The organism is Streptomyces collinus Tu 365, from assembly GCF_000444875.1.
In the GTDB taxonomy this organism is placed as follows: domain Bacteria; phylum Actinomycetota; class Actinomycetes; order Streptomycetales; family Streptomycetaceae; genus Streptomyces; species Streptomyces collinus_A.
In genome coordinates this window covers 104851-130123 of record NC_021985.1, presented here as the reverse complement: position 1 = coordinate 130123, position 25273 = coordinate 104851, and the positions used below count along the sequence as shown (strand labels likewise).

25 protein-coding genes are annotated in these 25273 nt (G+C 73.9%); 11 read left to right on the top strand and 14 right to left on the bottom strand.

Features of this window, described 5'->3' with window-relative positions:
* The first annotated feature begins 132 nt into the window (after window positions 1–132).
* From B446_RS00525 to B446_RS00500, 6 genes are read left to right on the top strand one after another with little or no spacing between them, the layout of a single operon-like run.
* Window positions 133–984, top strand: coding sequence for an STAS domain-containing protein (locus B446_RS00525; protein WP_020937437.1), 852 nt, complete (start codon window positions 133–135; stop codon window positions 982–984).
* A complete protein-coding gene (locus tag B446_RS00520; protein ID WP_020937436.1) occupies window positions 981–1349 on the top strand; it encodes an STAS domain-containing protein in 369 nt (122 codons plus the stop codon). The genes B446_RS00525 and B446_RS00520 overlap by 4 nt, the downstream gene beginning before the upstream one ends.
* Entirely contained in the window at window positions 1346–1765 is a 420-nt protein-coding gene (locus B446_RS00515) for an anti-sigma regulatory factor (protein ID WP_020937435.1), read from the top strand. The genes B446_RS00520 and B446_RS00515 overlap by 4 nt, the downstream gene beginning before the upstream one ends.
* Entirely contained in the window at window positions 1753–2796 is a 1044-nt protein-coding gene (locus B446_RS00510; protein WP_020937434.1) for an anti-sigma regulatory factor, read from the top strand. The genes B446_RS00515 and B446_RS00510 overlap by 13 nt, the downstream gene beginning before the upstream one ends.
* Window positions 2793–4772, top strand: coding sequence for a hybrid sensor histidine kinase/response regulator (locus B446_RS00505; RefSeq protein ID WP_020937433.1), 1980 nt, complete (start codon window positions 2793–2795; stop codon window positions 4770–4772). The genes B446_RS00510 and B446_RS00505 overlap by 4 nt, the downstream gene beginning before the upstream one ends.
* Window positions 4769–6373 (top strand): fused response regulator/phosphatase, encoded by a 1605-nt coding sequence (locus B446_RS00500; protein WP_020937432.1) that lies wholly within the window; start codon window positions 4769–4771, stop codon window positions 6371–6373. The genes B446_RS00505 and B446_RS00500 overlap by 4 nt, the downstream gene beginning before the upstream one ends.
* 70 nt (window positions 6374–6443) lie before the next feature.
* Here the strand turns inward: B446_RS00500 and B446_RS00495 are convergent, their stop codons facing one another.
* Window positions 6444–6776 carry a MerR family transcriptional regulator gene (locus B446_RS00495; protein WP_020937431.1) on the bottom strand — a complete coding sequence of 111 codons (333 nt, stop codon included), beginning with the start codon at window positions 6774–6776 and terminating at the stop codon, window positions 6444–6446.
* Window positions 6777–7294: 518 nt separating this feature from the next.
* Between B446_RS00495 and B446_RS00490 the strand changes: the two genes are divergently transcribed.
* From B446_RS00490 to B446_RS00470, 5 genes are all read left to right on the top strand, one after another.
* Window positions 7295–7975 carry a DUF1345 domain-containing protein gene (locus tag B446_RS00490; protein WP_020937430.1) on the top strand — a complete coding sequence of 227 codons (681 nt, stop codon included), beginning with the start codon at window positions 7295–7297 and terminating at the stop codon, window positions 7973–7975.
* A 186-nt stretch (window positions 7976–8161) separates the two neighbouring features.
* Window positions 8162–8698 (top strand): hypothetical protein, encoded by a 537-nt coding sequence (locus B446_RS35960; protein WP_020937429.1) that lies wholly within the window; start codon window positions 8162–8164, stop codon window positions 8696–8698.
* Between the two features lie 180 nt (window positions 8699–8878).
* Window positions 8879–9445, top strand: coding sequence for a SigE family RNA polymerase sigma factor (locus tag B446_RS00480; RefSeq protein ID WP_020937428.1), 567 nt, complete (start codon window positions 8879–8881; stop codon window positions 9443–9445).
* On the top strand, window positions 9442–10794 hold the full coding sequence (locus B446_RS00475) for a PQQ-binding-like beta-propeller repeat protein (protein ID WP_020937427.1): 1353 nt from the start codon (window positions 9442–9444) through the stop codon (window positions 10792–10794). The genes B446_RS00480 and B446_RS00475 overlap by 4 nt, the downstream gene beginning before the upstream one ends.
* Window positions 10795–11011: 217 nt before the next feature.
* Window positions 11012–11737: a peptidylprolyl isomerase gene (locus tag B446_RS00470; RefSeq protein ID WP_043474410.1), complete on the top strand. Its 726-nt coding sequence runs from the start codon at window positions 11012–11014 to the stop codon at window positions 11735–11737.
* 109 nt (window positions 11738–11846) lie between these two features.
* Here B446_RS00470 and B446_RS00465 read toward each other — a convergent pair whose 3' ends face one another.
* The 13 genes from B446_RS00465 to B446_RS00405 are packed head-to-tail and all read right to left on the bottom strand — an operon-like array spanning window position 11847 to window position 25042.
* Window positions 11847–12395 (bottom strand): flavin reductase family protein, encoded by a 549-nt coding sequence (locus B446_RS00465; RefSeq protein ID WP_020937425.1) that lies wholly within the window; start codon window positions 12393–12395, stop codon window positions 11847–11849.
* 12 nt (window positions 12396–12407) lie between these two features.
* Window positions 12408–13616: an ATP-grasp domain-containing protein gene (locus B446_RS35955; RefSeq protein WP_078614580.1), complete on the bottom strand. Its 1209-nt coding sequence runs from the start codon at window positions 13614–13616 to the stop codon at window positions 12408–12410.
* Window positions 13613–15217 (bottom strand): AMP-binding protein, encoded by a 1605-nt coding sequence (locus B446_RS00455; protein WP_020937423.1) that lies wholly within the window; start codon window positions 15215–15217, stop codon window positions 13613–13615. The genes B446_RS35955 and B446_RS00455 overlap by 4 nt, the downstream gene beginning before the upstream one ends.
* Window positions 15214–16110 (bottom strand): hypothetical protein, encoded by an 897-nt coding sequence (locus tag B446_RS00450; RefSeq protein WP_020937422.1) that lies wholly within the window; start codon window positions 16108–16110, stop codon window positions 15214–15216. The genes B446_RS00455 and B446_RS00450 overlap by 4 nt, the downstream gene beginning before the upstream one ends.
* Entirely contained in the window at window positions 16100–16795 is a 696-nt protein-coding gene (locus B446_RS00445) for a 4'-phosphopantetheinyl transferase family protein (protein WP_202807755.1), read from the bottom strand. Before B446_RS00445 ends, B446_RS00450 begins: the two co-directional genes overlap by 11 nt.
* Window positions 16792–17907: an acyl-CoA dehydrogenase family protein gene (locus tag B446_RS00440; protein ID WP_202807754.1), complete on the bottom strand. Its 1116-nt coding sequence runs from the start codon at window positions 17905–17907 to the stop codon at window positions 16792–16794. Before B446_RS00440 ends, B446_RS00445 begins: the two co-directional genes overlap by 4 nt.
* The gene (locus B446_RS00435; protein WP_020937419.1) at window positions 17900–19108 is read right to left on the bottom strand and encodes an acyl-CoA dehydrogenase family protein; all 1209 of its coding nucleotides are present in this window, start codon (window positions 19106–19108) and stop codon (window positions 17900–17902) included. Before B446_RS00435 ends, B446_RS00440 begins: the two co-directional genes overlap by 8 nt.
* Complete coding sequence (locus tag B446_RS00430; protein WP_020937418.1) at window positions 19105–19353, bottom strand: phosphopantetheine-binding protein; 249 nt, start codon at window positions 19351–19353, stop codon at window positions 19105–19107. The genes B446_RS00435 and B446_RS00430 overlap by 4 nt, the downstream gene beginning before the upstream one ends.
* A 6-nt stretch (window positions 19354–19359) precedes the next feature.
* Window positions 19360–20664: an Orn/DAP/Arg decarboxylase 2 gene (locus tag B446_RS00425; protein ID WP_020937417.1), complete on the bottom strand. Its 1305-nt coding sequence runs from the start codon at window positions 20662–20664 to the stop codon at window positions 19360–19362.
* Window positions 20657–22159, bottom strand: a complete 1503-nt coding sequence (locus tag B446_RS00420; protein WP_020937416.1) for a class I adenylate-forming enzyme family protein — start codon at window positions 22157–22159, stop codon at window positions 20657–20659. The genes B446_RS00425 and B446_RS00420 overlap by 8 nt, the downstream gene beginning before the upstream one ends.
* A complete protein-coding gene (locus tag B446_RS00415; RefSeq protein ID WP_020937415.1) occupies window positions 22156–23346 on the bottom strand; it encodes an acyl carrier protein in 1191 nt (396 codons plus the stop codon). Before B446_RS00415 ends, B446_RS00420 begins: the two co-directional genes overlap by 4 nt.
* Window positions 23343–24764, bottom strand: a complete 1422-nt coding sequence (locus B446_RS00410) for a TrpB-like pyridoxal phosphate-dependent enzyme (RefSeq protein WP_020937414.1) — start codon at window positions 24762–24764, stop codon at window positions 23343–23345. The genes B446_RS00415 and B446_RS00410 overlap by 4 nt, the downstream gene beginning before the upstream one ends.
* Window positions 24761–25042, bottom strand: coding sequence for an acyl carrier protein (locus B446_RS00405; protein WP_020937413.1), 282 nt, complete (start codon window positions 25040–25042; stop codon window positions 24761–24763). The genes B446_RS00410 and B446_RS00405 overlap by 4 nt, the downstream gene beginning before the upstream one ends.
* Window positions 25043–25273: the final 231 nt, after the last annotated feature.

Below are 25273 nucleotides of genomic sequence, written 5' to 3'. Positions count from 1 at the left end.
CCGCCCGAAACCGGCAGGCATGTGTCGCATCAATGGGGGAAGTGGTGCTCTGGTGCAGGAAGTGACCGTTGGGTAGTACGACTGGCGTATGGTCTCCGTGGCATATTCACTCACCTGTTTGACGAGGACCACGTGGCCACTGACAGCAGCAATTCCCATCCTCTGATCGAGACACTGGCCACCCAGCGGGACACGTTCCTGACCCAGTGGACCAGGGTCGTCGGCGACGACCTGCAGGGCAGGCTCAGCATCGCCGAGCTCGGACGGGAACTGGGCGAGCTGTACGACGCCGTCCTCAAGGCCCTCACCGAAGGCGGCCTGAACAGCCGGGCCGAGCAGTTCGGCGAGACCCGCAGCCTGCTCATCGAACTCTCCCGCAGCCGGGCCCGGCAGGGCTTCACCCCCACCGAGACGGCCCGCAGCGTCTTCGCCCTCAAGGAGGTGCTGGAGCCCGCCCTGGCCACCGACGAACACGGCGCCCGCACCTACCTCCAGTTCGCCCGGCTGCTGGACGAACTCGGCCTGCTCACCACCGAGGCCTACATCCGCACCCGCGAGGAGATCATCTCCTCCCAGGCCGAGCAGCTGCTGGAGCTGTCCACGCCCGTCGTCAAGCTGTGGGACGGCGTCGTCGGCGTCCCCCTGGTGGGCACCCTCGACTCGGCCCGCACCCAGGTCGTCATGGAGAAGCTGCTGCAGACCCTCGTCGAGAGCGACTCCACGCACGCCATCATCGACATCACCGGTGTGCCCACCGTCGACACCCAGGTCGCCCAGCACCTGCTGAAGACCGTGGTCGCCGCCCGCATGATGGGCGCCCAGTGCATCATCTCCGGCATCCGCCCGCAGATCGCCCAGACCATCGTGGCCCTCGGCATCGAGTTCGGTGACATCCCCACCAACTCCTCCCTCGCCGACGCGCTGCGCCAGGCGCTCAAGGAGATCGCCCGGGACACCGAGGACGACGTGCGGGGTCTGCTGTGACCGACCGCGTCCCCGTCCTCAAGATCGGCGAGATCCTCCTGGTCTCCATCCAGTTCGACCTGGAGGACCAGACGGTGCTCGACCTCCAGGAGGACCTGTCCCACCGCATCGTCGACACCGGCGCCAAGGGCGTCGTCATCGACATCTCGGCGCTGGAGATCGTCGACTCCTTCGTCGGGCGCATGCTCGCCACCAACGCCTCCATCTCGCGCATGCTCGGCGCCGAGACGATCGTCGTCGGCATGCGGCCCGCGGTCGCCATGACCCTCGTCGAACTGGGACTGTCCCTCAACGGCGTCCGCACCGCCCTCAACCTCGAACGCGGGCTGAAACTGCTACGGCGCCTCAACGCAGGCCGCGCATGAAGGACTACGGCCCGTTCGCCGACACCGCCGAGAGCGTCACGGTCCACCACAGCAGCGACGTCGTCAACGCACGCCAGGCGGTCCGCACCCTCGCCCAGCGCGGCGGACTCTCCCTGGTCCACCAGACCAAACTGGTCACGGCGGCCAGCGAACTGGGCCGCAACATGCTCATCTACGGCGGCGGAGGCGTGGTCCGCGCCGCCCTCGTCACCGAGGGCGGCCGCCCCGGCGTCTACGTCGAGTTCCGCGACCAGGGACCCGGCATACCGGACATCGAGATGGCGATGCAGGACGGCTGGACGTCCGGCAACGGCCTCGGCCTCGGCCTCAGCGGCGCCAAACGCCTCGTCGACGAGTTCGACATCGCATCCAGCGAGAAAGGCACCACGGTGCGCATTGTGAAGTGGGGCCGGTGAACACAGGCCTCGTCGCCGAGGCCGGCGATGTCCACTGGCTGCGCGCGGACATCGCCCTGGCCGCCGCCGCACGCCGCCAGGCCGGACAGCTGGCCCGCGCCGTCGGCCTGCCCGACGAACGCGTCTCCCGCGTCGAGCTGTGCGTGACGGAGATGGCCACCAACCTCCTCAAGCACGCCCACGACGGCTCCCTCGCCCTGCGCGTGGTGCGCACCCGCGGCCGCGCCGGCGTCGAGTGCCTCTCGCTCGACAACGGCCCCGGCATCGACGACGTGCAGCGCGCGCTGCGCGACGGCACCTCCGCCTACGGCAGCCTCGGCATCGGGATGGGCGCCATCGAGCGGCTCGCCGACGTCAGCGGCATCCACTCCCTGCCCGGCCGCGGCACCGTGGTCTGCGCGCGGTTCTGGACGGACGGCCCCCCACCCGAACCCGAGCCCGTCGCCACCGGCGGCCTGACCCGCCCCATCACCGGCGAGCAGCTGTGCGGCGACACCTGGGCCGTCCGCGCCCTCGACTGCCCCTCGCCGGCGCTGCTGCTGCTGATGTGCGACGGCCTCGGGCACGGCCCCCTCGCCGCCCGGGCCGCGGACCAGGCCAGAGCCGCCTTCCGCGCGAGCCGGCACATCAACCCCGAAGCCGTCCTGCGCGACGTGCACGAAGCACTGCGCAAAAGCCGCGGAGCGGCGGCCGCGATCGCCCTGATCGACCTAGCCGACCAGCGCGTCCACCTCAGCGGCGTCGGCAACATCACCGCCCTGCTCGCGCACGGCGACCGTCGCAACGGACTGCTGTCCACCCCCGGCATCGCCGGCGCCCATCTGCCCCGCGCACGCACCCACACGATGCCGTTCCCGCCCGGCACCGCCCTGATCATGCACTCCGACGGCCTCAGCGACCGGTGGAAACCGCACGACTTCCCCGGCCTGTTCACCCAGGACGCCTCCCTGGTCGCCGGGCAGCTGCTGAACCAGACCGCGGTCCGCCGGGACGACGCCGGGATCGTCGTGGCCCTGCACCGGCCCTCATGACCCCGGCACGATCCGCGCACGACGTCCTCACGATCGCCCTGCGCAAGCCGGGCGACGTGATCACACTGCGCCGCTGCACCCAGACGGTGTGCCGGGCCGCGGGCCTGACCGGCAGCCCCCTGGTCCGGCTGACCACCGTCGTCAGCGAGGCCGGCGAACACCTGCTCGGCGCACCCGGACTCAGCGCACACCTGCGCCTGGAGGAGACGGACACGGTCATGGTGACGGTGCGCATCCGCTGGCCCGGCGACAGCCGGCCCCCCACCCCCCTGCTCACCGCCGCCGGCCGTCTGCTCGACGACTCCCGTCTGACCGGCCCGCACGAGGACGGCCATCACGAACTCGTCCTCGCTCAGCGCACCGAGACCCCGCCGGCCTCCCTCGGCGACCTGGCCGCCGACGTCCGCGCCACCCTCGCCGACGGCAGCACCGCGGCCGACCTGATCGAGGCACTGCGCACCCAGAACGGCCAGCTCCTGGCCGCCCTGGAGGAGTCCCAGCGCCAGCAGGACGAACTCCAGCGCCTGAACGCGGAACTGGAGGAGACCAACGCGGGCGTCATGGCCCTGTACTCCGAACTCGCGGGCGAACTGCAGGCCACCAACACCGGAGTGGTCGCCCTCTACGCCGAACTCGAGGACAAGTCCCGCCAGCTCGAACTCGCCAACGAGTACAAGAACCGCTTCTGGGCCAACGTCAGCCACGAACTGCGCTCACCGGTCAACTCCATCATCGCCCTGGCCCGGCTGCTGCTGGACGCCTCGGCCGACCCGCTGAGCGACGAGCAGCGCCAGCAGGTGGCGCTCGTCCAGGCCTCCGGCAGCACCCTGCTGGCACTCGTCGACGAACTCCTCGACGTCGCCAAGGCCGAGTCCGGCCACCTGGAACCCCACCCCACCGACGTCGACCTGCGCCCGCTGCTGCACCAGCTCCGCGGAACCCTGCGCGGCACCGCCCACCCCCGGGTCGAACTCGCCATCCCCGACCACGTCCAGCAGCAGCCCCTCGTCACCGACGAGGTCATGCTGACCCGGATCCTGCGCAACGTCCTGTCCAACGCCCTGAAGTTCACCGCCGACGGCCACGTGAGCCTCGACGTCACCGAGCAGGACCAGACCGGCGACGACCCGCGCTTCGTCTTCCGCGTCCGCGACAGTGGCATCGGCATCCCCGCGAACGAACTGGACCGCGTCTTCGAGGAGTTCTACCAGGTCCAGGGCCCCCACCAGCGCGGCCGGGCCGGCACCGGACTCGGACTGCCCTACGCCCGCCGCCTCACCGAACTCCTCGGCGGCACCCTGACCCTGCACAGCGAGACCGGCCACGGCACGACCGTCACCCTCGACATCCCCGCCCGCCTCACCACCCCCGCACCCCAGAACACCCCCGCACCCGAGGTCCCCGCCCCCGACACACAGGCCGGCCCCCCTCCCACCGACCCCCAGGCCCCCGAGGCGCCCGCCGGACCACCCCCCGCCGGCCCCCACGCCCAGGCCGGCGGCACACCCACCGGCCCCGCGCCCCGCCCCGCCACCGGACCGGGACCGACCGCACACGTGGTCGTCATCGACGACGACGCGGCCTTCCTCGCCACCCTTCCGCCCCTGCTGGACGGACTCGCCGCCTCCGTCACCACCCTCTCGGACAGCACCCGGGCCGCCGCCACCGTCGCACACGAACAACCCGACCTCGTCCTGCTCGACCTCACCATGCCCACCACCGACGGCTACACCGTCCACCGCACGCTGGCCGCCGACCCGCGCACCGAGCACATCCCCGTCGTCGTCCTGACCGCCCTGGAAGCCGGGCAGGTGGACCACGCCCGCCTGCCGGGCGTACGGGCCGTGCTCAGCAAGACCCGTCTCACCGCCCCCGACCTCGCCGCCGTCCTCACCCCACACCCCACCCCGCCACCCCCGGCAGCCCCCACGCCCCCGCCCACCCCGCCGCACCCCAGGGCCGAGGAACCCCGATGACCCAGCGCACCGACAGCGACCCCAGCCCCGCCCACATCCTCGTGGTGGACGACACCCCCACCAACCGCTACGTCCTGGCCACCATCCTGCGCCGCGCCGGACACCAGGTCACCGAGGCCGAGGACGGCACCCGCGCGCTCGAGATCCTCGCCGGCCCCGGCCCCCTGCCCGAACTCGCCATCGTCGACGTCCGCCTGCCCGACATGAGCGGCTTCGAGGTGTGCGAACACATCAAGAACACCCCCACCACCGCGGCCATCCCCGTCATCAACATCTCCGCGTCCGCCATCACCGTCGACGACCGCGCCCACGGCCTCTACCGCGGAGCCGACGTCTACCTCGTCGAACCCGTCGCCCCCGCCGAACTCCTCGCCACGGTCACCGCCACCCTCCGCTACGGCCGGGCCCGCCGCCGCGCCGAACTCCTCACCGAACGCCTCCACCTGCTCAACCGCTTCACCCTCGCCCTGTACAGTGCCCCCGACGCCCGCACGCTGATCCGCGTGACCGCCGAGGCCGCGGGAGCCATCTTCCGCAGCGACGTCGCGGTGTTCCTGACCACACCCCAGGGCACCCCCCTGGTCGCCCACACCTGGGCAGACCCGCACACCCCCCAGAGCCCCGGCCGCCCCCAGGTCCACAACGCCCCGGCCCGGCCCGCCGCCGGCGCGCGCCCCGCCCACCCGGCCGGCCCCGACCTGCCCTGCGCGCCACCCCGCCTCACGGACCCCGCACAGCGCCGGGTCGTCGTCGGCCGCGCCAAGGCCGACCGCCAACCCGTCGTCGTCGTCACCTCCGCGGACGCCGTCACCACCGCCGACGACGGCCGCCTGCTCACCCAGCTCACCCAGGCCAGCGCCCTGGCCCTGGAAGCGCTGCGCAGCTACAGCGAGGAACACGCCCTCGCCCTCACCCTCCAGCGCAGCTTCCTGCCCGAAACCCTGCCCGAGACGGCCCGCGCCGACCTCGCCGTGCGCTACCTGCCCGCCAGCGAACGCACCGAGATAGGCGGCGACTTCTACGAGGCCGTCACCACCCCCGCCGGACTCGTCGTGGCCGTCGGCGACGTCGCCGGCCACTCACTGGACGCGGCCATGGTGATGGGCCAGGTCCGCCACGCACTGCGCGCCTACGCCACCGAAGGGCACCCGCCGCGGGCCATCCTGGCCCACCTCGACCACCTGCTGGCCTCGGTGAGACCGGGCGCCAGCGTCACCCTCTGCGTCATCCTGATCGAGGCGGACTCCGACACCCTGCACATCGCGAACGCCGGACACCTGCCGCCCCTGATCCGCGACCCCGACGGCACCACCCGCTACGTCCGCGAACACGGCCCCCTCCTCGGCCTCGGCCTGCCCCACCCGCCCGCCCACCGGGTCACCGTCGAACCCGGATCCCTCCTCGTCCTCGTCACCGACGGACTGGTCGAACGCCGCCACGAAGACCTCGAACACTCCCTGCACACCCTCGCCGCACTGGTCGGCGAGATCGGCCCGGACCCCGAGGAGACCTGCACCAAACTCCTCGACCGCCTCCTGCCCGACGGCAGCGACGACGTGGCCCTGATGGCGGTCCGCGTGAACACACCCCACCCACGCTGACACGGTCCGGCCCCAGGTGGCGGCCGCCGAGGTCGAGGTGCCCCAGACCCCGCGGCGCCCTGTCTGCCGCCTACGGCGGCGGCTGGCCGCCCTGGGTCCGCAGTTCCTCGTTGATGCGCTGGGCTTCTTCGAGCTGGTCCTCGAGGATGACGATGCGGCAGGCGGCCTCTATGGGGGTGCCCTGGTCGACGAGTTCGCGGGCGCGGGCGGCCACGCGCAACTGATAGCGGGAGTAGCGGCGGTGGCCGCCCTCGGAGCGCAAGGGGGTGATCAGACGGTGTTCGCCCAGGGCGCGGAGGAAGGCGGGGGTGGTGCCGAGCATCTCGGCGGCCCGGCCCATGGTGTAGGCGGGATAGTCGTCGTCATCGAGACTGTCGACGAGGCGGGTACTGCGAGGGGGCATAGACCTCTTCTTCCTGGGGGCACGTCGGGGGGCCCGGTGTGCCGTACTGGCGCACCGGGCCCCGAGCTTTCAACACCATCTACCGGCCAACCGTGCCGGCTTTCTCTGTCCGCGTGTTCCGCCCGGGAGGGCGGGACTGCGGGGATCGTGACTGCGTGACCGGGGACCACCTTCCAATCCGGGGCCTTGCGGTACCCGGGCGGACTGTCTCCGGCGCCCGGGCGATCCTGATGGCGTCTTGCTCCTTGTCCTCGGCTACTCGGTAGTACTGCTGACATCTCGCAGGCAGTTCATGTCTGCCGTGCCCACTTCGACTTCCTGAGTACGACAGAAACGCTAACTCCTCGGACGGTCAATGTCTACTACGGCCGCGACAGATTTTCTGCCCTGACCGCGGGGCGGGAGCCTCCGCCGTTCATATGGCGTGCAAGCACCGCACATCCAGCAACGACGATGCGGGTCCACCGCTCCGCGTGTCACACGGCGCCGACACGGCAGCCCCTTCACACAATGAGGCGATGGACCCCCGCGACGAGAGTCGGCACGAGCCCCGGCAGGTGCCCTACGGCGAGGCCCGCTGGCCGATGGCCGCAGCCGTCATCGCCGCCGCGGTGCTGACCCTGCTGCTGCCCGACGACCTGCGCCTGGGGCCCCGCTGGGCGCTCCCCGTCGTCGAAGGGCTGCTCCTGGTGGCACTGATCGCCGGCGACCCCGGCCGCATCAGCCGCCGCTCGAACGCCCTGCGCGGGGTGTCGATCGCCCTGGTCGGCGTGCTGGCGTGCGGCGCCATCTGGTCGACCCTCCGGCTGACCGACGACCTCGTGCACGGCGGCGACGAGACCAACTCCGCCGACGCCCTCCTGCAGGCCGGCGGCAGCGTGTGGGCCTCCACCGTCCTGGCGTTCTCCCTGCTGTACTTCGAACTCGACAGCGGCGGGCCCGCCGCCCGGGCCCACCACGCGCCGCCCACCCCCGCTCTCGCCTTTCCCCAGCACCTCAGCCCCGAGCTGAACGCCACCCACTGGCGCCCCCGCTACATCGACTACCTCTACCTCGGCTTCACCAACGCCACCGCCTTCAGCCCCACCGACGTCATGCCACTGTCCCCGTGGGCCAAGATCGTCATGGCGGTCCAGTCCGTCGTCTCCCTGCTCATCCTCGGACTCGTCATCGCCCGAGCCGTCAACGTCCTCGCCTGACGCGTGAAGCGGCGCGTCCGAGAGCGGGGCCCGTCGTCCGGTGTCGTCCGGTGGTGGAGGTGCGGGTCAGCCGGTCGGTGGGCCGGTCGGGGGACGTACGGGAGTGCTCTGGCGGGCTGAAATGAATACACGAAAGGCCGACCGGCCCTCGTCCCCCCCCCGGATCAAGAATTCAGAGGATCTCTCATGCTGAACGCCCGTCGTCACCTGGCCGCCCGTATCGCCGGCATCTCCTGCATCGCCGCTATAGCCGCCGGAACCCTCGGTGTCGCCAGTGCGGAGGCCGCGCCCATGACGAACCACCACAGCGCCTCCCACGCCGGCAGCCACCACCAGCAGCATCAGCAGCAGCACCACGGCAAGAACAGCAACAGCAAGAACACCAACAGCAGCAACGCCAGCAAGAACGGCCCGGCGAAGAACGCCGCCATGCCCAAGGGCGGCAACACCCAGGGCGGCACGCAGGGCGCGGGCAACGGCAACACCCAGGGCGGGACCCAGGGCGCCGGTAATGGCAACACGCAGGGTGGCACGCAGGGTGCGGGCAACGGCAACACCCAGGGCGGGACCCAGGGTGCGGGCAACGGCAACACCCAGGGTGGCACCCAGGGTGCGGGCAACGGCAACACGCAGGGCGGAACCCAGGGTGCCGGTAACGGCAACACCCAGGGCGGGACCCAGGGCGCCGGTAATGGCAACACGCAGGGCGGGACCCAGGGCTGATCACTGACAGCAGGCCGGCGCCCCGCGGAGACAGTCTCCGCGGGGCACCGGCCTGCTTCGTGCGGGGCACGCGGAGGCGGGTGGGCGGCCCGGTTTGGTAGGAACGCACAATCTCGCCGGGGGAGGGATAGCCACGCGTGGCTCACCGCGTCGTGGGGGGCGTGAAGAAGGGGAGGGTCGATGGAGGCCTCGAGCCACGATGAATTCCGGGAGTTCGTAGCGATGCGCTCCACCGCGCTGCTGCGACTCGCGGTGCTGCTCACCGGCGGGGACCGGCACGCAGCGGAGGATCTGCTGCAGATCGCGCTGATGAAGGCCTACGGGCGCTGGACGCGCATCGAACAGCCCGAGGCGTACGTCCGCCAGATCCTGTACCGCCAGCAGGTCAGCCGCTGGCGGCTGCGCAGACACCACGCCGAGACCACGGTGGGAGTGCTGCCCGAGTCCGGCGGACAGGCGGGCGCCGGACAGGCGGGCACAGGAGCGGAGCCGGAGCTGCGGATCGCGTTGTGGGCGGCGCTCGGCCGCCTGTCCAAGCGCCAGCGCGCCGTGGTCGTCCTGCGCTACTTCGAGGACCTGCCCGAGGCCGAGGTCGCGGCGCTCCTGGGCATCCCGGTGGGCACGGTGCGCAGCACGGCGCACCGCTCGCTCGCCAAGCTCCGCGCGCTCGTACCGGAGCTGGAACCCGACGGGCCCGCGGAACAGCTGCGACCGCTCAGTTACACGGCGAAGGAGATCCAGGGATGACGACACAGCGGGTGGAGGACAAGGTCCGCGAGACGCTGCACGCGGTCGCCCTGGACGCGGTACTGGCGCCGGCGGACCTGGCGCAGCAGGTGGTACGGCGGCGCGGCCGGCGTCGCTTCTCACAGGTAGCGGGGGCCGCGGTGGCCGTCGCCGCGATCGCCGCGGGGGCGATGCTCGGACCGTGGGGGAGCGGTGGGGGCGAACAGGGCCGCCCGGCGCGGCCGGCCGTGTCGCCGCAGGGCTGGCACCCGTGGCAGAGCGGAGCGGCGGGAGCCGGCGAGCGGGGCTGCCTGGCGGACGGTTCCGCGCTGTACTGCAGCGGGTCCAGGTACGACGTGGTGAAGATGGACGCCAACACCGGCGAGCGGCTGTGGAGCGTCAAGGTCAACGGCGGAGGCGACGGCATGGACCCCCCCTTCGCCGTGCGCGACGGCGTCGTCTACGCCTACCGCAACCACACGGCCGAGCACGAGCCCAACGGGGACTACGCCGGCGGCACCGACGTGATGGCCGTCGATGCCGCCACCGGCCGGCGGCTGTGGTCGGTGAAGATGCCGCAGGACGACCGCACCGGCCAGGCCGCCATGCTCATCGACGGCGCGCTCTGGGCCAACACCCCGTCCCTGCGCACGATGTCGGCCCTCGACCCGCGGACCGGCGAGACGAAGTGGCGCCACACCTGGGCCAAGGGCGAGGTGTGCCAGCGGGCCGTACTGAGCGGTGTGCCCTACCTGTTGTGCACCCAGGACAGCGAGGACGTGCACGACACCGACCTCCTGCGTCTCGACCCCGCCACCGGCCAGGCCCACAAGGTCACCACCCTGCGCGGCCGGCAGGAGCTGCTCGGGACCTCGGACGACCGGATGGTCCTGGCCTCGACCACCAGCACGACGGCCCACGACTTCCAGCTGTCCAGCGTCAGCGGATCCGGGGCGCGCACGTCACTGCCCGACCAGGCCAAGGGACACATCGCAAGCTGGGCCGTCGCCGGTGACCGGCTGATCTCCGTGTCCTGGAAGGGCCAGGCCTCCGCCTACTCGCTGACCAGCGGGAAGACCGTGTGGACCGGCCCGGTGGGCGTCACGATGCCCGGCAAGGACACCATGGCGTCCCTCGCGACCCCCGTGGTGTCCACGAGGCAGGCCACCGTGTACTTCTTCAGCCCGGCCGGCGACCTGTCCGGACTCGACCTGCGCACCGGCAAGCAGGTCTGGCACACCCACCTCGACACCGGCGAACCACAACCCGGCGGCCGGTCGGACACGCCCCAACTCCTGCTCTACCAGGACGTGCTGATCGCCAGGAACGGCAGCAGGATCTTCTCCCTCCTCCCACCGACCGGCCACTGACGCGAGCGGCCGAGCGACGACGGGCCGGGGCGGCACATGCGCCCCGGCCCGCCGTCCTGGTACGGAGCCGACCAGCGCGCCGCGAGGCGCGCTCGCGTCCGGCGCATGCCGACGCCGCGATGGCTTGATATGGCCGGCGTGCGGGTTCTCGCCCGCCGGGCCGCACCCTAGACTGCGACCGCTCCGAAATCTGACGATCTTCTGGAGGGTGTGCAGGATGAACCGAGCGCTCATGACCGCACTGGCGACGGCAGCGTTGGCCGTGTCCGGGGCCGGCACCACCGCCTCCGCCGCCGACGCCCCGCCGCGCACCACGCACGGTCCCTGCCAGTACACCCAGACCCCGGACGAACCGGCGGCGCGGCCGGTCCCCCTGCCGCACGATCCACGGCACACCCCCGGTCGCGGCACGGTCGACGTGGCTGTCCGCACCAGCCAGGGCCCGCTCCCGCTGCGCCTGGACCGGGCGCAGGCACCGTGCACGGTCCAGAGTTTCCTGCACCTGGCGCGGCACCGCTTCTACGACCGTACGGTGTGCCACCGGCTGACGGCGTACCCGACGCTGAAGGTCCTGCAGTGCGGCGACCCGACCGGCACCGGCGAAGGCGGCCCGGGATACAAGTACAAGGACGAGCTGCCGGTGGACCTGCCGCCGGCCCCGAGCGATCCGACCGGCGCCCGTCGCGTCTACGGGCGCGGCTTGCTGGCGATGGCCAACGCCGGTCCGGACACGAACGGTTCGCAGTTCTTCGTCGTCTACGGCGACTCCACGCTGCGACCGAACTACACGGTGTTCGGCACGGTCGGCGCCGCCGGCCTGAAGACGCTCGACAAGATCGCCGCCGGTGGTGTCGAACCCACTGCGCAGGACCCGGCGCCCGTCGACGGCACCCCCGTACTGCGCACCGAGCTGCTCGACGTCCGCCCGTCCTGCCGGCCTTGACGAAGCGGGGCCCGGCCGGCGCGCTCCAGCCACGCGACCGGCCGCGCCCCGGTGATGCCGGTCACGGCCGGACGTCGTAGGCCCCGCTCGCACCGGCGCCTCGATTGCGTCAAGCGGACGCGTCCAGCTGGTGCGCACGGTGGCGGTGCAGGACCAGGGGACGGGCGTCGCCGTCGTGGGAGGCGTCGATGGGGCTGCCCACCAGGAGTGTGTGGTCGCCCACCTCGATGGATCGTTCGACGGCGCAGGTGAACACGGCGGACGCGTGGGTCAGGACGGGCTGGCCGTCACGGAGGGAGTGCGGGACGCCGTCGAAACGCCGGACGGGGTCTCCCTGGGCGAACCGGCCGTACAGCTCCCGCTGCTGCCAGGAGACGACGTTGACGGCGAAGCCGCCGGTGCGCAGGGCGTTGAGCAGGGTGCGGCTGGTGTTCGCGAGCGACACCAGCAGCGTGGGCGGCTGGGCGGACAGCGAGATGACGGAGTTGACGGTGCAGCCCAGCGGGCCCTGCGGACTCTGCGTCGTGATGATGCTGACGCCGCTGGGGAGATGGGTCATGGCGGCGCAGAAGGTGTCGCGGTCGGCGCGCGGTGCGTGCTGGGGAGCGCTGCCGCGGGCCGGCGGCAGGGTCGTGGCCGTGGGGGCGGGAAGGCCCATGGGGTGACTCCTTCAGGACGTGGGGAGCAGTGGCGGCGCGGCGGGCACGGGATCGCCCGTGCGCCGCAGGACGGGGCTCAGCGCTTCCTCCACCGTCCGCATGCGCGCGTGGAGTTCGTCGCGGCTGCCGGCTCCGACGACGACGTGTCCGGGACGCTGATGGCTGTGCTGCCACAGCGGCAGGTGGTCGCCGGGGCGCGCGTGCACCTGGAGTTCCACGACGCCGTCGAGGGCACGGCAGCGGCCGGCGTCGGCGTGGCCGGCGAGGACGGCGTCCTCCCAGGGGAAGTAGTGGACGGCCGCGTGGGCGAAGCGGGGCCGCGGCTCGGCGGGGGCCGGGCCGGGCAGGACCGAGCGGACGGCCAGCTCGTACTGGTCGAGCCCGGTGACCAGTTGGGTCAGCAGCGGGATGCGGTCGCCGCCGGGCCGGGTGTGCGTCTCGATCACGTGCACCCGGCCGTCCTCGACCTTGACCTCGGTGTGGCTGGCGCCCCGGTCGACACCGAGGGCGTCGAGGCAGCGCCGTACGCGTTCTTCGATCCGGGCGTGGACGACCGCGTCGAGGGGGGCCGGGCTCTGGTGACCGGTCTCGATGAAGCGCGGACGTCCGCTGGTGCGCTTGGCGGTGACGCCGAGGATGCGGTGGCCGTCCTCGCCGGACACGGCCTCCACGCTGTATTCGGGGCCGCTGACGAAGCGTTCCCAGAGCAGGCCGCGCAGGTCGTCGCGCAGGGCCGGGTAGTCGGCCGGCCGGGCGATGTAGTGCAGGCCCCGGCTGCCGGCGCCCCGGACCGGTTTGGCGATGAGGGGGAAGTCGTCCGCGTCCGGTTCGTCCTCGCCGACGATGCCGAAGGCGGGGCCGGGGCAGTCGGCCTGCAGCATCCGGCGCATGAGCAGCTTGTCCCGGGTGCGCAGCACGGCGCCCACGGACACCGACGCCAGCCCCAGCGCCTCGCAGAGCAGGGCGGCCGGGAACAGGCCGAACTCCGTGAAGGACAGGACGGCGGCGGTGTCGCGCGGCAGCGGTACCTCCAGCAGGGAGGTCGGGTCGGCGCGGTAGGGGGCGCGGTGGACGGCGAGGACGCCCGCTCCGGCCTGCGGCAGCGGCTCGCCGGGGTCGACGATCCAGACGAAGGGGATGCCCAGGCGGGTCAGGGTGGTGTGGCCCTCGGCGGGGCGGGCTCCGACGAGGACCACGGGCGCATCGGGGCGGTGTCTCATGAGCGGAGCTCCTTGACCGGTGTGGCTGCGGGGGCGTCGTGCAGCAGGGCGGCGAGGGCCGCCCGGTCCGTCTTGCCGTTGCCGTTCAGGGGCAGTTCGGCACGGACGTGGAGGAAGGCGGGGACCATGTAGGCGGGCAGCCGCTCCCGCAGTGCGGCGAGCAGGGCCTCGGGGCGGGGATCGTCGCCGGTGCACACGGCGTGCAGTTCGGTGCCGTGGTGCGCGGTGGGCAGTGCGAGGACCACGGCGTCGTGCACACCGGGCCCCTCGCGCAGCGCGGACTCGATCTCGCCGAGTTCGACGCGGTAGCCGTCGACCTTCACCTGGTGGTCGAGGCGGCCCAGGTGCAGCAGTCCGTCCCGGCCGGCCGGGCGGACCCGGTCGCCGGTGCGGTACCACATGCGGGCCGGGACCACGCCCGCCGGCCCGGCTCGCCCGGCCGGCGCCGTGGCGGGGTCGGTGGGGTGGTCGCCGTCGAGGTCCCAGAAGCGTCCGGTGTTGTCGGCGGGGTCCAGATAGCCCGGGAAGCGCTGGGGCCCGCGCACGCACAGTTCCCCCTCCTGGGCCGGCCGCCCCGCGGTGTCGAGGACGCGATGCTCCAGGTGCGCGTAGACGTGGCCGATCGGCACCGTTCCGTTGGCGGTCGCGGGCCAGCCCCCCGGGTCGGTGCCGAGGCCGAACTCCGAGCAGGTGATGGTCAGCTCGGTCGGGCCGTAGAAGTTCTCCAGCCGCGACGACGGCGCCGCCGCCTGCCACGTGCGGGCCTGCTGGAGGGTGAGCGGCTCCCCGGCGAAGAGGCTGTGGCGCAGGGTCGGCATGGCGCCCTGGCGCAGCGCCCGCATCCGGCGGGCGAAGGAGATCACCGACGGAACGGAGCACCAGTGGGTCAGCCGATGGGTGTTGACGAACCGTACGGGGGTCAGGATCTCGTCCCGGCCGGGGACGACGAGGGTCGCACCGCCGCCCCACGCGGTGAACATGTCGAACACCGAGACGTCGAAGGTGAGATCGAAGGTCTGGGAGAGCCGGGAGCCGGGCCCGACCTCGTAGCGGTCGATGACGTGGGCGAGGTAGGGGGCCACGTTCTCCTGGAGGATCGGCACACCCTTGGGGGCGCCGGTGCTGCCGGAGGTGAACAGGATGTAGGCGGGCGCTCCCGGTTCACCGCGGCGGACAGCGGTGCCGCCGGCGTCGCCGCTGCCGGCCGCGTCGGCCAGGTCGAGCACCGGCACGGGCAGCTCGCCCGCCTGCCCGCTTTCGTCGGCCAGCACCAGGTCGAGTCCGGCACGGTGGGCGACGGAGGCGTTGCGGGCCCGGGGCCAGGCGGTGTTGAGCGGGACGACCGTGGCACCGAGCCGTTGGACGGCCAGGTAGCCGGCGTACGCGGCGGGCCGCCGGCCGGCCAGCAGACCGACCCGGCGCGGCCATCCGCCGCAGGCGTGCAGGACGCCGGCCGCGACACGGGCGCTGTAGTCGTCGAGTTCGCGATAGGTCAGGGCCTGCCCGGCGGCCTGAAGGGCGAGACGGTCGGGGTGGCGTGCGGCCGATGCGGCGAACCACCCGTACAGGGTCGCGGGGCGGTCCCCGCTACGGGCGCTCACCAGGCCGCTCCCGCGCTCACGGCGGCGGGTCGGGCGGCCGCCTCAGGGGGGCCGAGCGCGGTGAGGATGCGGTCGAAGGCCGTACGCACCAGCGAGGCGCGGGGCCTGCCGCGTGCCGCCGACTGGGCGGCGTAGCGCAGGGAACGGGACAGCTCACCCCACGCGGCGGCGGTCGCCGGCTCGGCACGGTGCAGGTACTGGTGATGGCGCGCCGCGGCCCACAGATCCTCGGCGTAGCGGACCAGTGCCCGCGGCTCGCACGCCAGCAGGTCGCGCAGGAGGGCCAGCGAGGCGGCGGTGCCGCGCACCCACCGGCCGGGGCACGGGTCGAAGCGGCCGGCGCCGTGCTCCAGCCAGCGGTGGCTGCCCGGGTCCGGCACCCAGGCGGGGCCGCCGCCCAGGGCGTACACGTCGCGCTGGTGCAGCACGGTGTCCAGGCCGGGCAACGGGGCCAGCAGAACGCGCAGTTCACCCTCGTCGGCCCAGCCGCGGTGCGGTGACTGGTGGCCTTCGGGCAGCAGGGCGTCGAAGTCGTCGACGACCAGCCAGCGCCCGCCGTCGCGGGCGGCGAGGCGAAGCCAGTGCGGCACGTCGCGCACGAGATGGGACGGACTCCACGGCAGATTGCGGCAGTTGGCCACGACGAGGACATCGCCCCGGCGGGCGAACTCGCCCCGCAACGCCGACACGGCGTCCTCCCAGCGGCGTGCGCCGCGGTAGCCGAAGTCGGGCGCCACCCGCTCGTGGTGGCTGAAGGCCAGGGTGTCGTCGAGACCGTCGCGGCGGACCGAGAGGGTGAAGCCGGCCGCCAGCCGCCGCTCGGCAGCGGGGTCGGTGAGACGGAGGTGTTCCTTGAGGTTGGTGGTGTAGCAGCTCAGCGCTTCAGCGGGCACGGAGATCTCCAAAGGCGCAACTCACGGGATGGACGCTGAGGTGACGCAGGGCGATCCAGGTGAGATCGCCCAGGGTGCCGGTGCCGGGCCGCACCGGGATGTCGAGGGACCACGGGCGGCCGGCGATACCGGTGCCGTCGGCCTTCACACAGGCCTCCTGCACCGTCCACACCCAGGCGAACTCCAGGGCGCGGCGCCCGGCCGGCAGCGAGGACAGCTCGCCGGCGCGTTCGCGCAGACACCGGCGGACCAGGCCGGCCGGCACATCCGGGCCGGGCGGCAACTGCACGTCCACGCCCACACGCCGGCCGGGGGCCACGGCCGCGGCCACCAGGTCACCGCCCAAGTCGCCGGAGGTGCCGGACGGGCCGTCGTGGGAGAGGCTGACGCCCAGAGCGGGCAGCCCCTGCAGCGCGGGCCGGCCGCGGACGTCGGCGCTCAGCGCGACGCCCTCGGTCCCGGGACACACCTCGGCGAGCAGAGCACGCAGCAGTCCCCGGGCGGCGAGGGACTGGCGCCGCCGCCACCGGGGCCGGCCGCGCACGTCCGCCAGGTCGGCGGGGTGCTCGCTCACCGCGGCCGTACGCGCCCAGGCCACCCACACACCGGGCGCCGCCTCGACGGTGACGTCACCGGCCGGCCGGCCGGGCGGGCCCGGGCGCGCCGGGGCCGGGGCGGCGCTCACCACGCCGCCCCGCCGGGCCGGGCCAGCAGCGCCTGCGCCTGGTCGGCGACGGAGCCCAGGACGGTCTCGGTGCTGCCGCCGGCGATCCCGAACAGCGCGGCCTGCGCGCGCCGGTGCTGCATGCCCGCGGCGGCGAAGCCGTCCGCACCGCACAGGTGCGCGCACACGCCGAGGACGTGGTCGGCCGTCTCCCCGGCCGCCGCCTTCACCAGCGCCGCACCGGTGTGGTCGTGCTCGGCGGCCACAGCGGCCCCCGACACCTGCACCAGCGCCTGCAGTTGCCGGGTGCGGACCAGGGCGCCGGCGAGCCGCTGGCGGATCGCGGGCTGTTCCCACAAGCCGCGCCGCGCCAGCCGGTCCCGGGTGTCGGCGAGCGCCCGGCGGCAGACCGCGGCCGCCCACAGACCGCCGGCGAGGCGTTCCACCGCGATGTGCCGGGCGAACAGGGCCAGTCCGCGCCCCGCGCCGCCGACCGGCTCGCCGGCGAGTACCGGGACGCCGTCGAGGTGGATGTGCCCGGTGCCGGACCCGGTGAAGTAGGGGCCCTCCGCCGCCTCGACGCGTACCCGCGGGTCGTCGGCGGGCACGAGGTACCAGGTGAAATGCGTGAAGTGGGGGCCGGGACGACGGCGGGCCAGGACGAGCAGCAGGTCGGCGTGGACCGCGTTGGTGATCCAGCGTTTGCTGCCGCGCAGCACGGTGCCGGCGTCTGTCTCCTCGACGTGTGTCGTCAGCGCGGTGAGGTCCGAGCCGGGGCCGCTGTCGGTGGCGGCCAGGGCCACCACACACCGGCCCTCGAGCATCCGCCGGGCGACGTCCGCCGCGGCCGGCCCGCGCCGGCCCGCCTCCGCCAGCAGCGGCAGCACGGTAGCGGCCTGGACGCAGACCGACAGCAGGGCTCCGGCGTCCTCCTGCGCCTCGGCGCGCACGATCAGATCGCCGAGCCGGTCGGGGATCACCCCGCGCTCGGGCAGCCCCTCCCGGTAGATGTCGCGCAGAGCGCCCGCCGCACCCAGCCGTGCCCACAACCGCCGGCCGGATCCGCCGGCCGGCCCGGAATCCGCTACCGGCCCGGGACCGCCGCGCTCCAGGAGCTCTGCGAGGTCAGGCAAGACGCACCTCCGGATCCAGGAGGGTGAGCCTGCCGTCGGCCAGCAGCAGCCGGTCGTTGCTGAAGTTCAGGCTCGCCGAGCGCAGATCCCGCAGGGCGCGCTCCAGCGCGAGGGGTGAGTCCCGCAGGTAGCCGTGGCGCAGCCCGACCGCGTCCACCAGTTCCTGCACCGCCGCGTGGCACTGCTCGGAGGCGGTCACCTTCAGACCGTTGACCAGGAGCTGCACGCGGGGCCGGGAGACGTCCTCGTGCAGGACCGCGTCCAGGGTGCGGGCCAGCAGCGCGGCGACGGCCTCCAGACGGTGGCGTACCCGGGCGAGCCGGGTGAGCAGCAGCTCGGAGTCGAGCAGGGCGCCGCCGCGGGTGCGGCCGGAGCGCAGCATGGCGACGGTGCGGGCCAGTGCGCCCTCGGCCGTGCCCAGCCAGGCGGCGCTCCAGCCGAGGTGGGCGAGCGGGCCGAAGGTGTGCGTGACGATGTCACGGAAACGGCCGTGCTCCCCGACGACCTGGTGGCCGGGAACGCTGCCGCGCAGGTGGAGCGCGCCGCTGTGGCTGGCCCGCATGCCGTGCGGGTCCCAGCCGCCGGCACAGGCCACCTCGAGCTGGCTGCGGTCGGCGTACACCAGCGAGACGTCGTGCTCGCTGTCGGAGTGGGGGCTGCGCATGGTGACGAGGAAGCCGTCCGCGTGGGCACCGCCGGTGACGATCGGCGCGAAGCGGTCGAGGAGCAGGTCGCCCTCGCGCTGTTGGAGGGGCGCGGTGGCGCTGAGGAGCGCACCGCCCTTGCCGGCTTCGGTGGTGACCGACGCCAGATACACCTCGCCCGCCCCGATCCGGGGCAGGAGTTCCCCGCGCAGCGTGCCGTTCGCGTGCTGGGCCAGGGCGGCCACCTGCTGGCAGTGCATCGCGAAGACCATGGCGAGCGACATGTCCTCGCGGCCCAGGCGCCGGGTGGCGGTGAGCATGTCGCCCAGCCGGCCGCCGAGTCCGCCGTCGGCGCTCGGCACGAGCAGGCCGAGCAGCCGGGTGCGGCGCAGTGAGTCGAGCGCCTCGAGGGGGAACACGGCTTCGGTGTCGGTGCGCCGCGCGTGGGCCGCGGTGACCTCGGCCGCCTCCTCGACCAGGGGCGCGAGGACGAGGGGGGCCCGGCCCCGGCCGGCCGCGCCGGTGACCGGGGCGGGCGCGGTGGGGGCGGTGCTCACGCGACCGCCTCGGCGGTGCGCGCGGCGTCCACGGCCCGCCACAGCGAGCCGGCGGTCGCGAAGGTCTCCTCGTTGAGGTCGTCGTCGGGCAGCGAGACGCCCAGCTCGTCCTCGATGGCGAACAGCAGGTCGACCGACTTCATGGAGTCCAGTCCCGCATCGCGCAGCCGGGTGTCGTCGGTGAGCGGCTGCTGCAGCAGGCGGGGCAGGTGGTCGCGGAGCACGTTCTGGAACATGGCGTCCATGGCGGTTCAGCCCTTCCGGGTGAGGGTGAGACGGGTCAGGTGCGGTGCGGCGTCGCCGTCGACGGCGACTTCGAGCGGGGCGGGATGGCCCAGGAAGGCGAGCAGGCTGGCGGACAGCCCGTAGGCGCCGACATTGGGGACGGCGAGCAGGTCGCCGGGGCGCAGCGCGGGCAGCGGCGCCTGGCGCGCCCAGGTGTCCAGCGGGGTGCACAGGGGGCCGGTGACCAGGGTGGGCCGCGGTTCGCCGCGTCCTGCCGCGCCGGTGACCAGGGTCGGGTTGAGCGGTGGCAGGCGGCGCAGGCCGGCCATGCCGCCGAGGTGGTTGATGCCGGACTCCAGGACGGCGACGTCCCGGCCGTGCGACCGTTTCACGTCGAGGACCCGGGTGAGCAGCGTGCCGGCGTCGCCCACCAGGTGACGGCCGGACTCGTATGCCGGGCGGGGGGTGCCGTCACGCCAGCCGGGTGCGCCGGCGTCGAGGAGTTCGGCGAGCCCTTCGCGCAGGCCGGTCAGGTCGGTGGCCTCACCCTCCTTGGCGAAGGGGGCGCCGAAGCCGCCGCCCAGGTCGAGGGTGGTGTCCAGCCGCGCGGTGTGCGGGGCCAGGACGGCGCGCAGCCGGCCGGCCGTGGTGAGGGACTGCCGGAACTGCGCCAGCAGGTCGGGTACGTGGGTGAGGTTGGTGCCCATGTAGAGGTGCAGGCCGGTGACCTCGGCGTGGGGCCGGTCCCCGAAGCGCTCCGGTTCCTCGGCGATCCACCGTGTGTCGGCGCCGAACTGGGAGGCGACCCCGGTCATGGCCAGGCCCTGCCCGGCGGCGGGACGGTCGTCGTTGACGCGCAGCAGCGTCCGTGTCCGCACCCCCGCCCGGCCGGCGAGCCGGTCCAGCTGGTCGAGGCCGGTGGGGGAGTCGGCGCAGAACTCGCGGACCCCCTTCTCCAGCGCCCGCTCGATGTCCTGGTCGCGTTTGCCGGGCCCGGTGTACAGGACCTGCCCGGCGTCCCAGCCGGCGTCGAGCGCGGCGTCGAGTTCGCCGGGGGAGCACACTTCGGGCAGGGTCCCGGCCTGCCTGAGGGTGCGCAGGACGCCGGGGTGGGAGTTGGCCTTGAGGGAGTAGTAGAGGTCGCCCGGCTCGGGCAGGGCCCCGCGCAGCCGGGCGGCGTTCTCCCGGACGCGCGCGAGGTCGTACACGTAGCACGGGGTCTCGGCGCCCGCCTCCAGCGCGGCGCCGACCGCCGCGGTCAGGAGGCCGGGGGCGGCCACGGCGCCGGGCCGGGCGGTGTCCGCCAGGACGGCGGTGGTCGGGTCAGACAAGGCTGGCCACCTCCTGGGCGAGGGTCTTGCGGTCGACCTTGCCGTTGCGGGTCAGGGGCAGGGCGGGCAGCGGCACGCAGCGGCCGGGCACCTTGAACTCCTCGATCTCCTCGCGCATGGCGTCCAGGACGTCCGCGGGGCCGCGGTCGCCGACCACCACCAGGACCGCGGGCGCGCCGTCGGCCGGCGGCAGGACGGCGGCCTGTTCGACGCCGTCCACGCGCCGGGCGGCGGCCTCCACCTCGGTGGCGCTGACCCTGAATCCGCGCTCCTTGTAGATGTCGTCGCGGCGGCCGGCGAAGTGGACGAAACCGTGTTCGTCGAGCCATCCGTGATCGCCGGTGCGCAGCTCGGGGAAGAGCCCCTCGCGGCGCGGGAACCGCTGGGCGGTCAGCTCGGGGCGGCGCCAGTAGCCGGCCATGACGTGCGGCCCGCGCACCACCAGTTCGCCCGTCTCGCCCGCGGGCAGCCGCTCCCCGTCCGGGCCGGCCGCGTAGATCTCGGTCCCGGGCAGGGCCCGGCCGCAGCTGCCGGGGTGCTCCAGGTCCGCGTCCGGCGGGTTGATGGCGGCGCGTTTGCACTCGGTGAGCCCGAACATGAGCTGCACCCGCAGCCCCGGGACGGCGGCCCGCAGCACGGCGAGGGGCTGCGGGGGCATCGCGGCGCCGGTGTTGGTGAGCAGCCGCAGCCGCAGGCCGTGGCCGGGCGAGCGGCGCACCAGCTTGGCCAGGGTCTCGGCGACGGCGGGCACGGAGGCCAGGACGGTGGCGCGCGCGGCCTCGATGTTGCGCAGCAGGGTGGCCCCGACCTCGGCGGGCAGCCCGAGCCGTACCGCGGCCCCGCTCAGGGCGCCGAGGAACACCTGGTAGAGGCCGTAGTCGAAGGAGAGGGGAAGGGGGCTGTAGACCACGTCGTCGGGGCGGTAGCGCAGTTCGCCCTGGATGGCGTGGACGGCGAACAGCGCCTGCTGGTGGGTGCTGACCACGGCTTTCGGGGCTGCCGTGGTGCCGGAGGTGTAGATCAGGCAGACCGGGTCGACCGGGAGCGGAGCGTCGCCGCCCCGCTCGCCGGCGGCCGGCCCGGACCGGCCGGGCGTCGACTCCGGGCCGCGCGGGACGTCCGAGAGGCGGGCGGCGGTGATGCCCCGCTCGGCGGCCAGGCGCCGGGCGTCCTCGTCGTCGGCGAGCAGGAGGACGGGTTCGGCGTCGTCCAGGACGTGAGCCAGGGCCCGCCCGCGGGTCTGTTCGTGCAGCAGAGCGAAGGGGGCGCCGATCCGGGAGGCGGCATAGACGAGGACGGCGACCTCGACGGTGGAGGGGGCCACCACCACGACGCGTTCCCCGCGGCGGGCCCCGAGGCCGCGCAGCCAGTGGGCGGCCGCCCGGCTGGCGACGGCGAGTTCACCGTGGGTCAGGCCGTCGTGCGAGGTGGTGACGGCGGGCGCGTGCGGCGCGCGGCGCGCCGCGGTGTCGATCAGATCGTGCAGCAGCTTCACGGCGTCTCCCGGTGGGCGCGGGCGGTGATGCGGCACAGGCCGTCGAGGTCGTGGAGGTGTTCGGGGACGAGATCGTCGGCGTCGAACTCGATGCCCAGCCGTTGCTCGATCCGCTCGACGATGTCGACCATCCGGAAGGAGCCGAAGCCCGGTATCCCGGTCAGCGGGCGGCCCGCCAGCAGCTCGGCGGCGGGCACGCGCAGCACGGCGGCGGCTTCTTCGGCGACGGCCCTGCGCACCGCGTCCGTGTCCGGCAGGCCGGTGGCCGCCCTGGCGACGTCGCCGGTGGCCGGGGCGGCCTCGCGCACCGGGTACGGCGCGGTGAACACCTGGGAGTCGGCGTGCAGGAGTTCGGCGAGCCTCTCCAGCGGGCCGGCGGGTTCCGGCCGGCCGCGCTGGACGCGGCGGTGGGCCAGGAAGGTGTGCTCGGCCAGTTTGCCCCAGGCCGTCAGGTGCTGTGCGACGGCCGGTGCCACGTCGCCGGCGGCGGCCCGGTGTGCGGCGTGCAGCCGCCGGGCCCGGGCCAGCAGCCAGGTCTCCAGGGTGAGTCGGGCGAGGGCCTCTTGCCGGTCGGGGTGCTCGCGGTAGGCGCGCACGTACGACTCGACGGCCGCCGCCGTGGCCGCCACGACCGCGGTGGCCTCCTGCGGCGCCCCGGCGCGGGACGTGCGGTGGACGCGCGCGCCGTCGCACAGCGCCTGGGCGAGTTCCTTCTCGGTGAGGGTCCAGATGCCGGGCCGGGCCGGACCGTAGGGGGTGTCGTTGTGGTAGCCGTCGCGCACCACGGCCCGCCCGGCGGCGTCCCTGTCGAGCAGGAAGCTGTGGTCCATGTGGGCGTGGCCGTGGTACGGCACCCAGGGCAGGTGGTAGGCGTCGGCGACCACGTACAGGGTGCCGGGGCCGGCCGGCAGGGCGGCGGCGCAGGGAGGGAGGGTGCGCGCCTTGGTGAGCGACAGCCCGAGCGCAGCGGCACTGCGTTCCAGGTGGGTGCCGGTGGCCGGATCGACGGTCGGCAGGCGGCCGGGGCCGGCGTCGCGCGGCGCGAACTCCAGGCGCGCGCCGAGGACGAGCGGCGAGACCCCGTACTCGGCGCGGGCCAGCCAGGCCAGGTTGACCTGGAGGCAGTCCAGGAGGTCGGCGCACAGGTCCGCCGGCGGGGCGGTCCGCGGGACGGCGGGGGCGCTCACCGCACCTCCTCGAGACCGGCGGGTGCGCCCGTCGGCCGTCCGGCCGCCGCGACCGTGATCCGGCCGGGCGCCGTCTCGGCGTCCGCGGCCGCGTCGATACGGGCCAGGCCCGCGACGGCATCGGCGATCGCCGCCGGGTCGGGCGCGCGGTCGGCCAACTCGCCCTCGAGGAACTGCTGGTAGGCGCCGAGGTCCAGGTAGCCGTGGCCGCTCACGCAGACCAGGACTCCGGTGCGGGCGCGGGGGGCGTCACCGTCCCCGCCGCCGTCGCCCGCCGCCAAGGCGGCGGCGGCCAGGGCGTGTCCGGACTCGGGGGCGGGCAGCGTCATCTCCGACGTGGTGAAGGCACGGCCCGCGGCGAGGGCGGCGACCTGGTCGACGGCGGTCGCACGGACCTGTCCCGCGTGCCGCATCGCGGAGACGAGTTTGGCGGCACCGTGGTAACGCAGGCCCGCGGAATGGGAGTCGGGAATGCCGTAGTCGCTGCCGACGGTGTACATGGCCTCCAGCGGGGACGTTCCGGTGGCGTCCGTGCGGTCGTAGGCGTACACGCCGCGGGTGAGCTTGGGGGTCGTGCTGGACTCCGCCGCGATCAGTGCCGGTGCTTCGGTGCCCTCGGCGGCGGCCGCGGCGTAAAAGGGCAGGGCGATGCCGCCGAAGTTGGAGCCCGCTCCGACGCAGCCGACCACGGCGTCGACCTCGCCCCCCTCCTCGGCGAGCTGGTCGATGGCCTCCAGGCCGATCACGGACTGGTGCAGGATGCTGTACGTCTCACCGCTGCCGATGCAGAACGCCGCCCCGTTGGTGCGGGCGGCGTACTCGACGGCCTCGCCGATCGCGAGCGAGAGGCTGTTGCCCGCCGACCGGCCGGAGCGGGCGACCTCGGTGAGGGTGCTGGGGCTGGAGATGACGCGCGCGCCGAGCATCCGCATCAACACGCCCCGGTAGGGCTTGCGTTCCAGGCTGGTGCCGACCATGAAGACGGTGCAGCGCATGCCGAAGCGGGCGCAGGCGGCGGCCAGCGCGGTGCCCCACTGGCCGGCGCCGGTGCCGGTGACCAGCTCTTCGACGCCCGCCCGGTGGTAGTAGTAGGCCTGGGCGAGCGCGGTGTTGAGCTTGTGGCTGCCGGAGATGTTGCCGCCCTCGTACTTCACCCAGACCGGCACCCGGGCGCCCACCGCCTTCTCGAAGGCGCGGGCCCGCCACAGCGGGGTGGGGCGAAAACGCCGGTAGGCGTCGGCGACCTCCTCGGGGATGTCCCAGTACTCGCGCGGCCGCACGCTCTGGCGGACGAGTTCCATCGGCAGGTTCGCCTGCACGATGCCTCCGTCGGTGCCGGAGTGCTGGGTGCGGTCGGCCGGCAGTGGCTGCTTGAGGTGGGGAAGGACGCTGCGCCAGCGGCGGGGGACCTCGCTCATGCGGCGGCCTCGCTGCTCTGCTCGACGATCGCGGTGACGTCGGCGACGGTGGCGAAGGACCGGCCCACGAACAGCTCGTCGGACAGGACGACGCCGGTCTCCTCCTCGACCTGGACCAGGAGGCCGATGAGGGTGAGGGAGTTGATGTGGAGACGTTCGCCGTTGAGCGGTTCGTCGTCCGTCAGGCCGCCCGGGTCGACGGGGGGTTCGGAGGCCGCCGCGAGGATCTTCTTCACGACGCCGGTGAGGTGGGGCGATGCGGGGTGTGCGTGCTGCATGCCATTCCTTTGCGGAGCGGGACACGGATACGGATACGGGTGCTGAGCAGGTGAACGGAACCCGGGCACGACCGCCGGCGGGCAGCGGTGTGCGCCGTCGCCACGGACAGTGGTGTGCGCCGTCCCGGGCGCAGGGCGGTGACGCACACCGCCGTAACGGGAGGAAAAGAAAAAAGGGGGGAGGGGGGAGGGGACGCGGGTGGCTGCCGGCCGGCGAGGCCGGGCGCACAG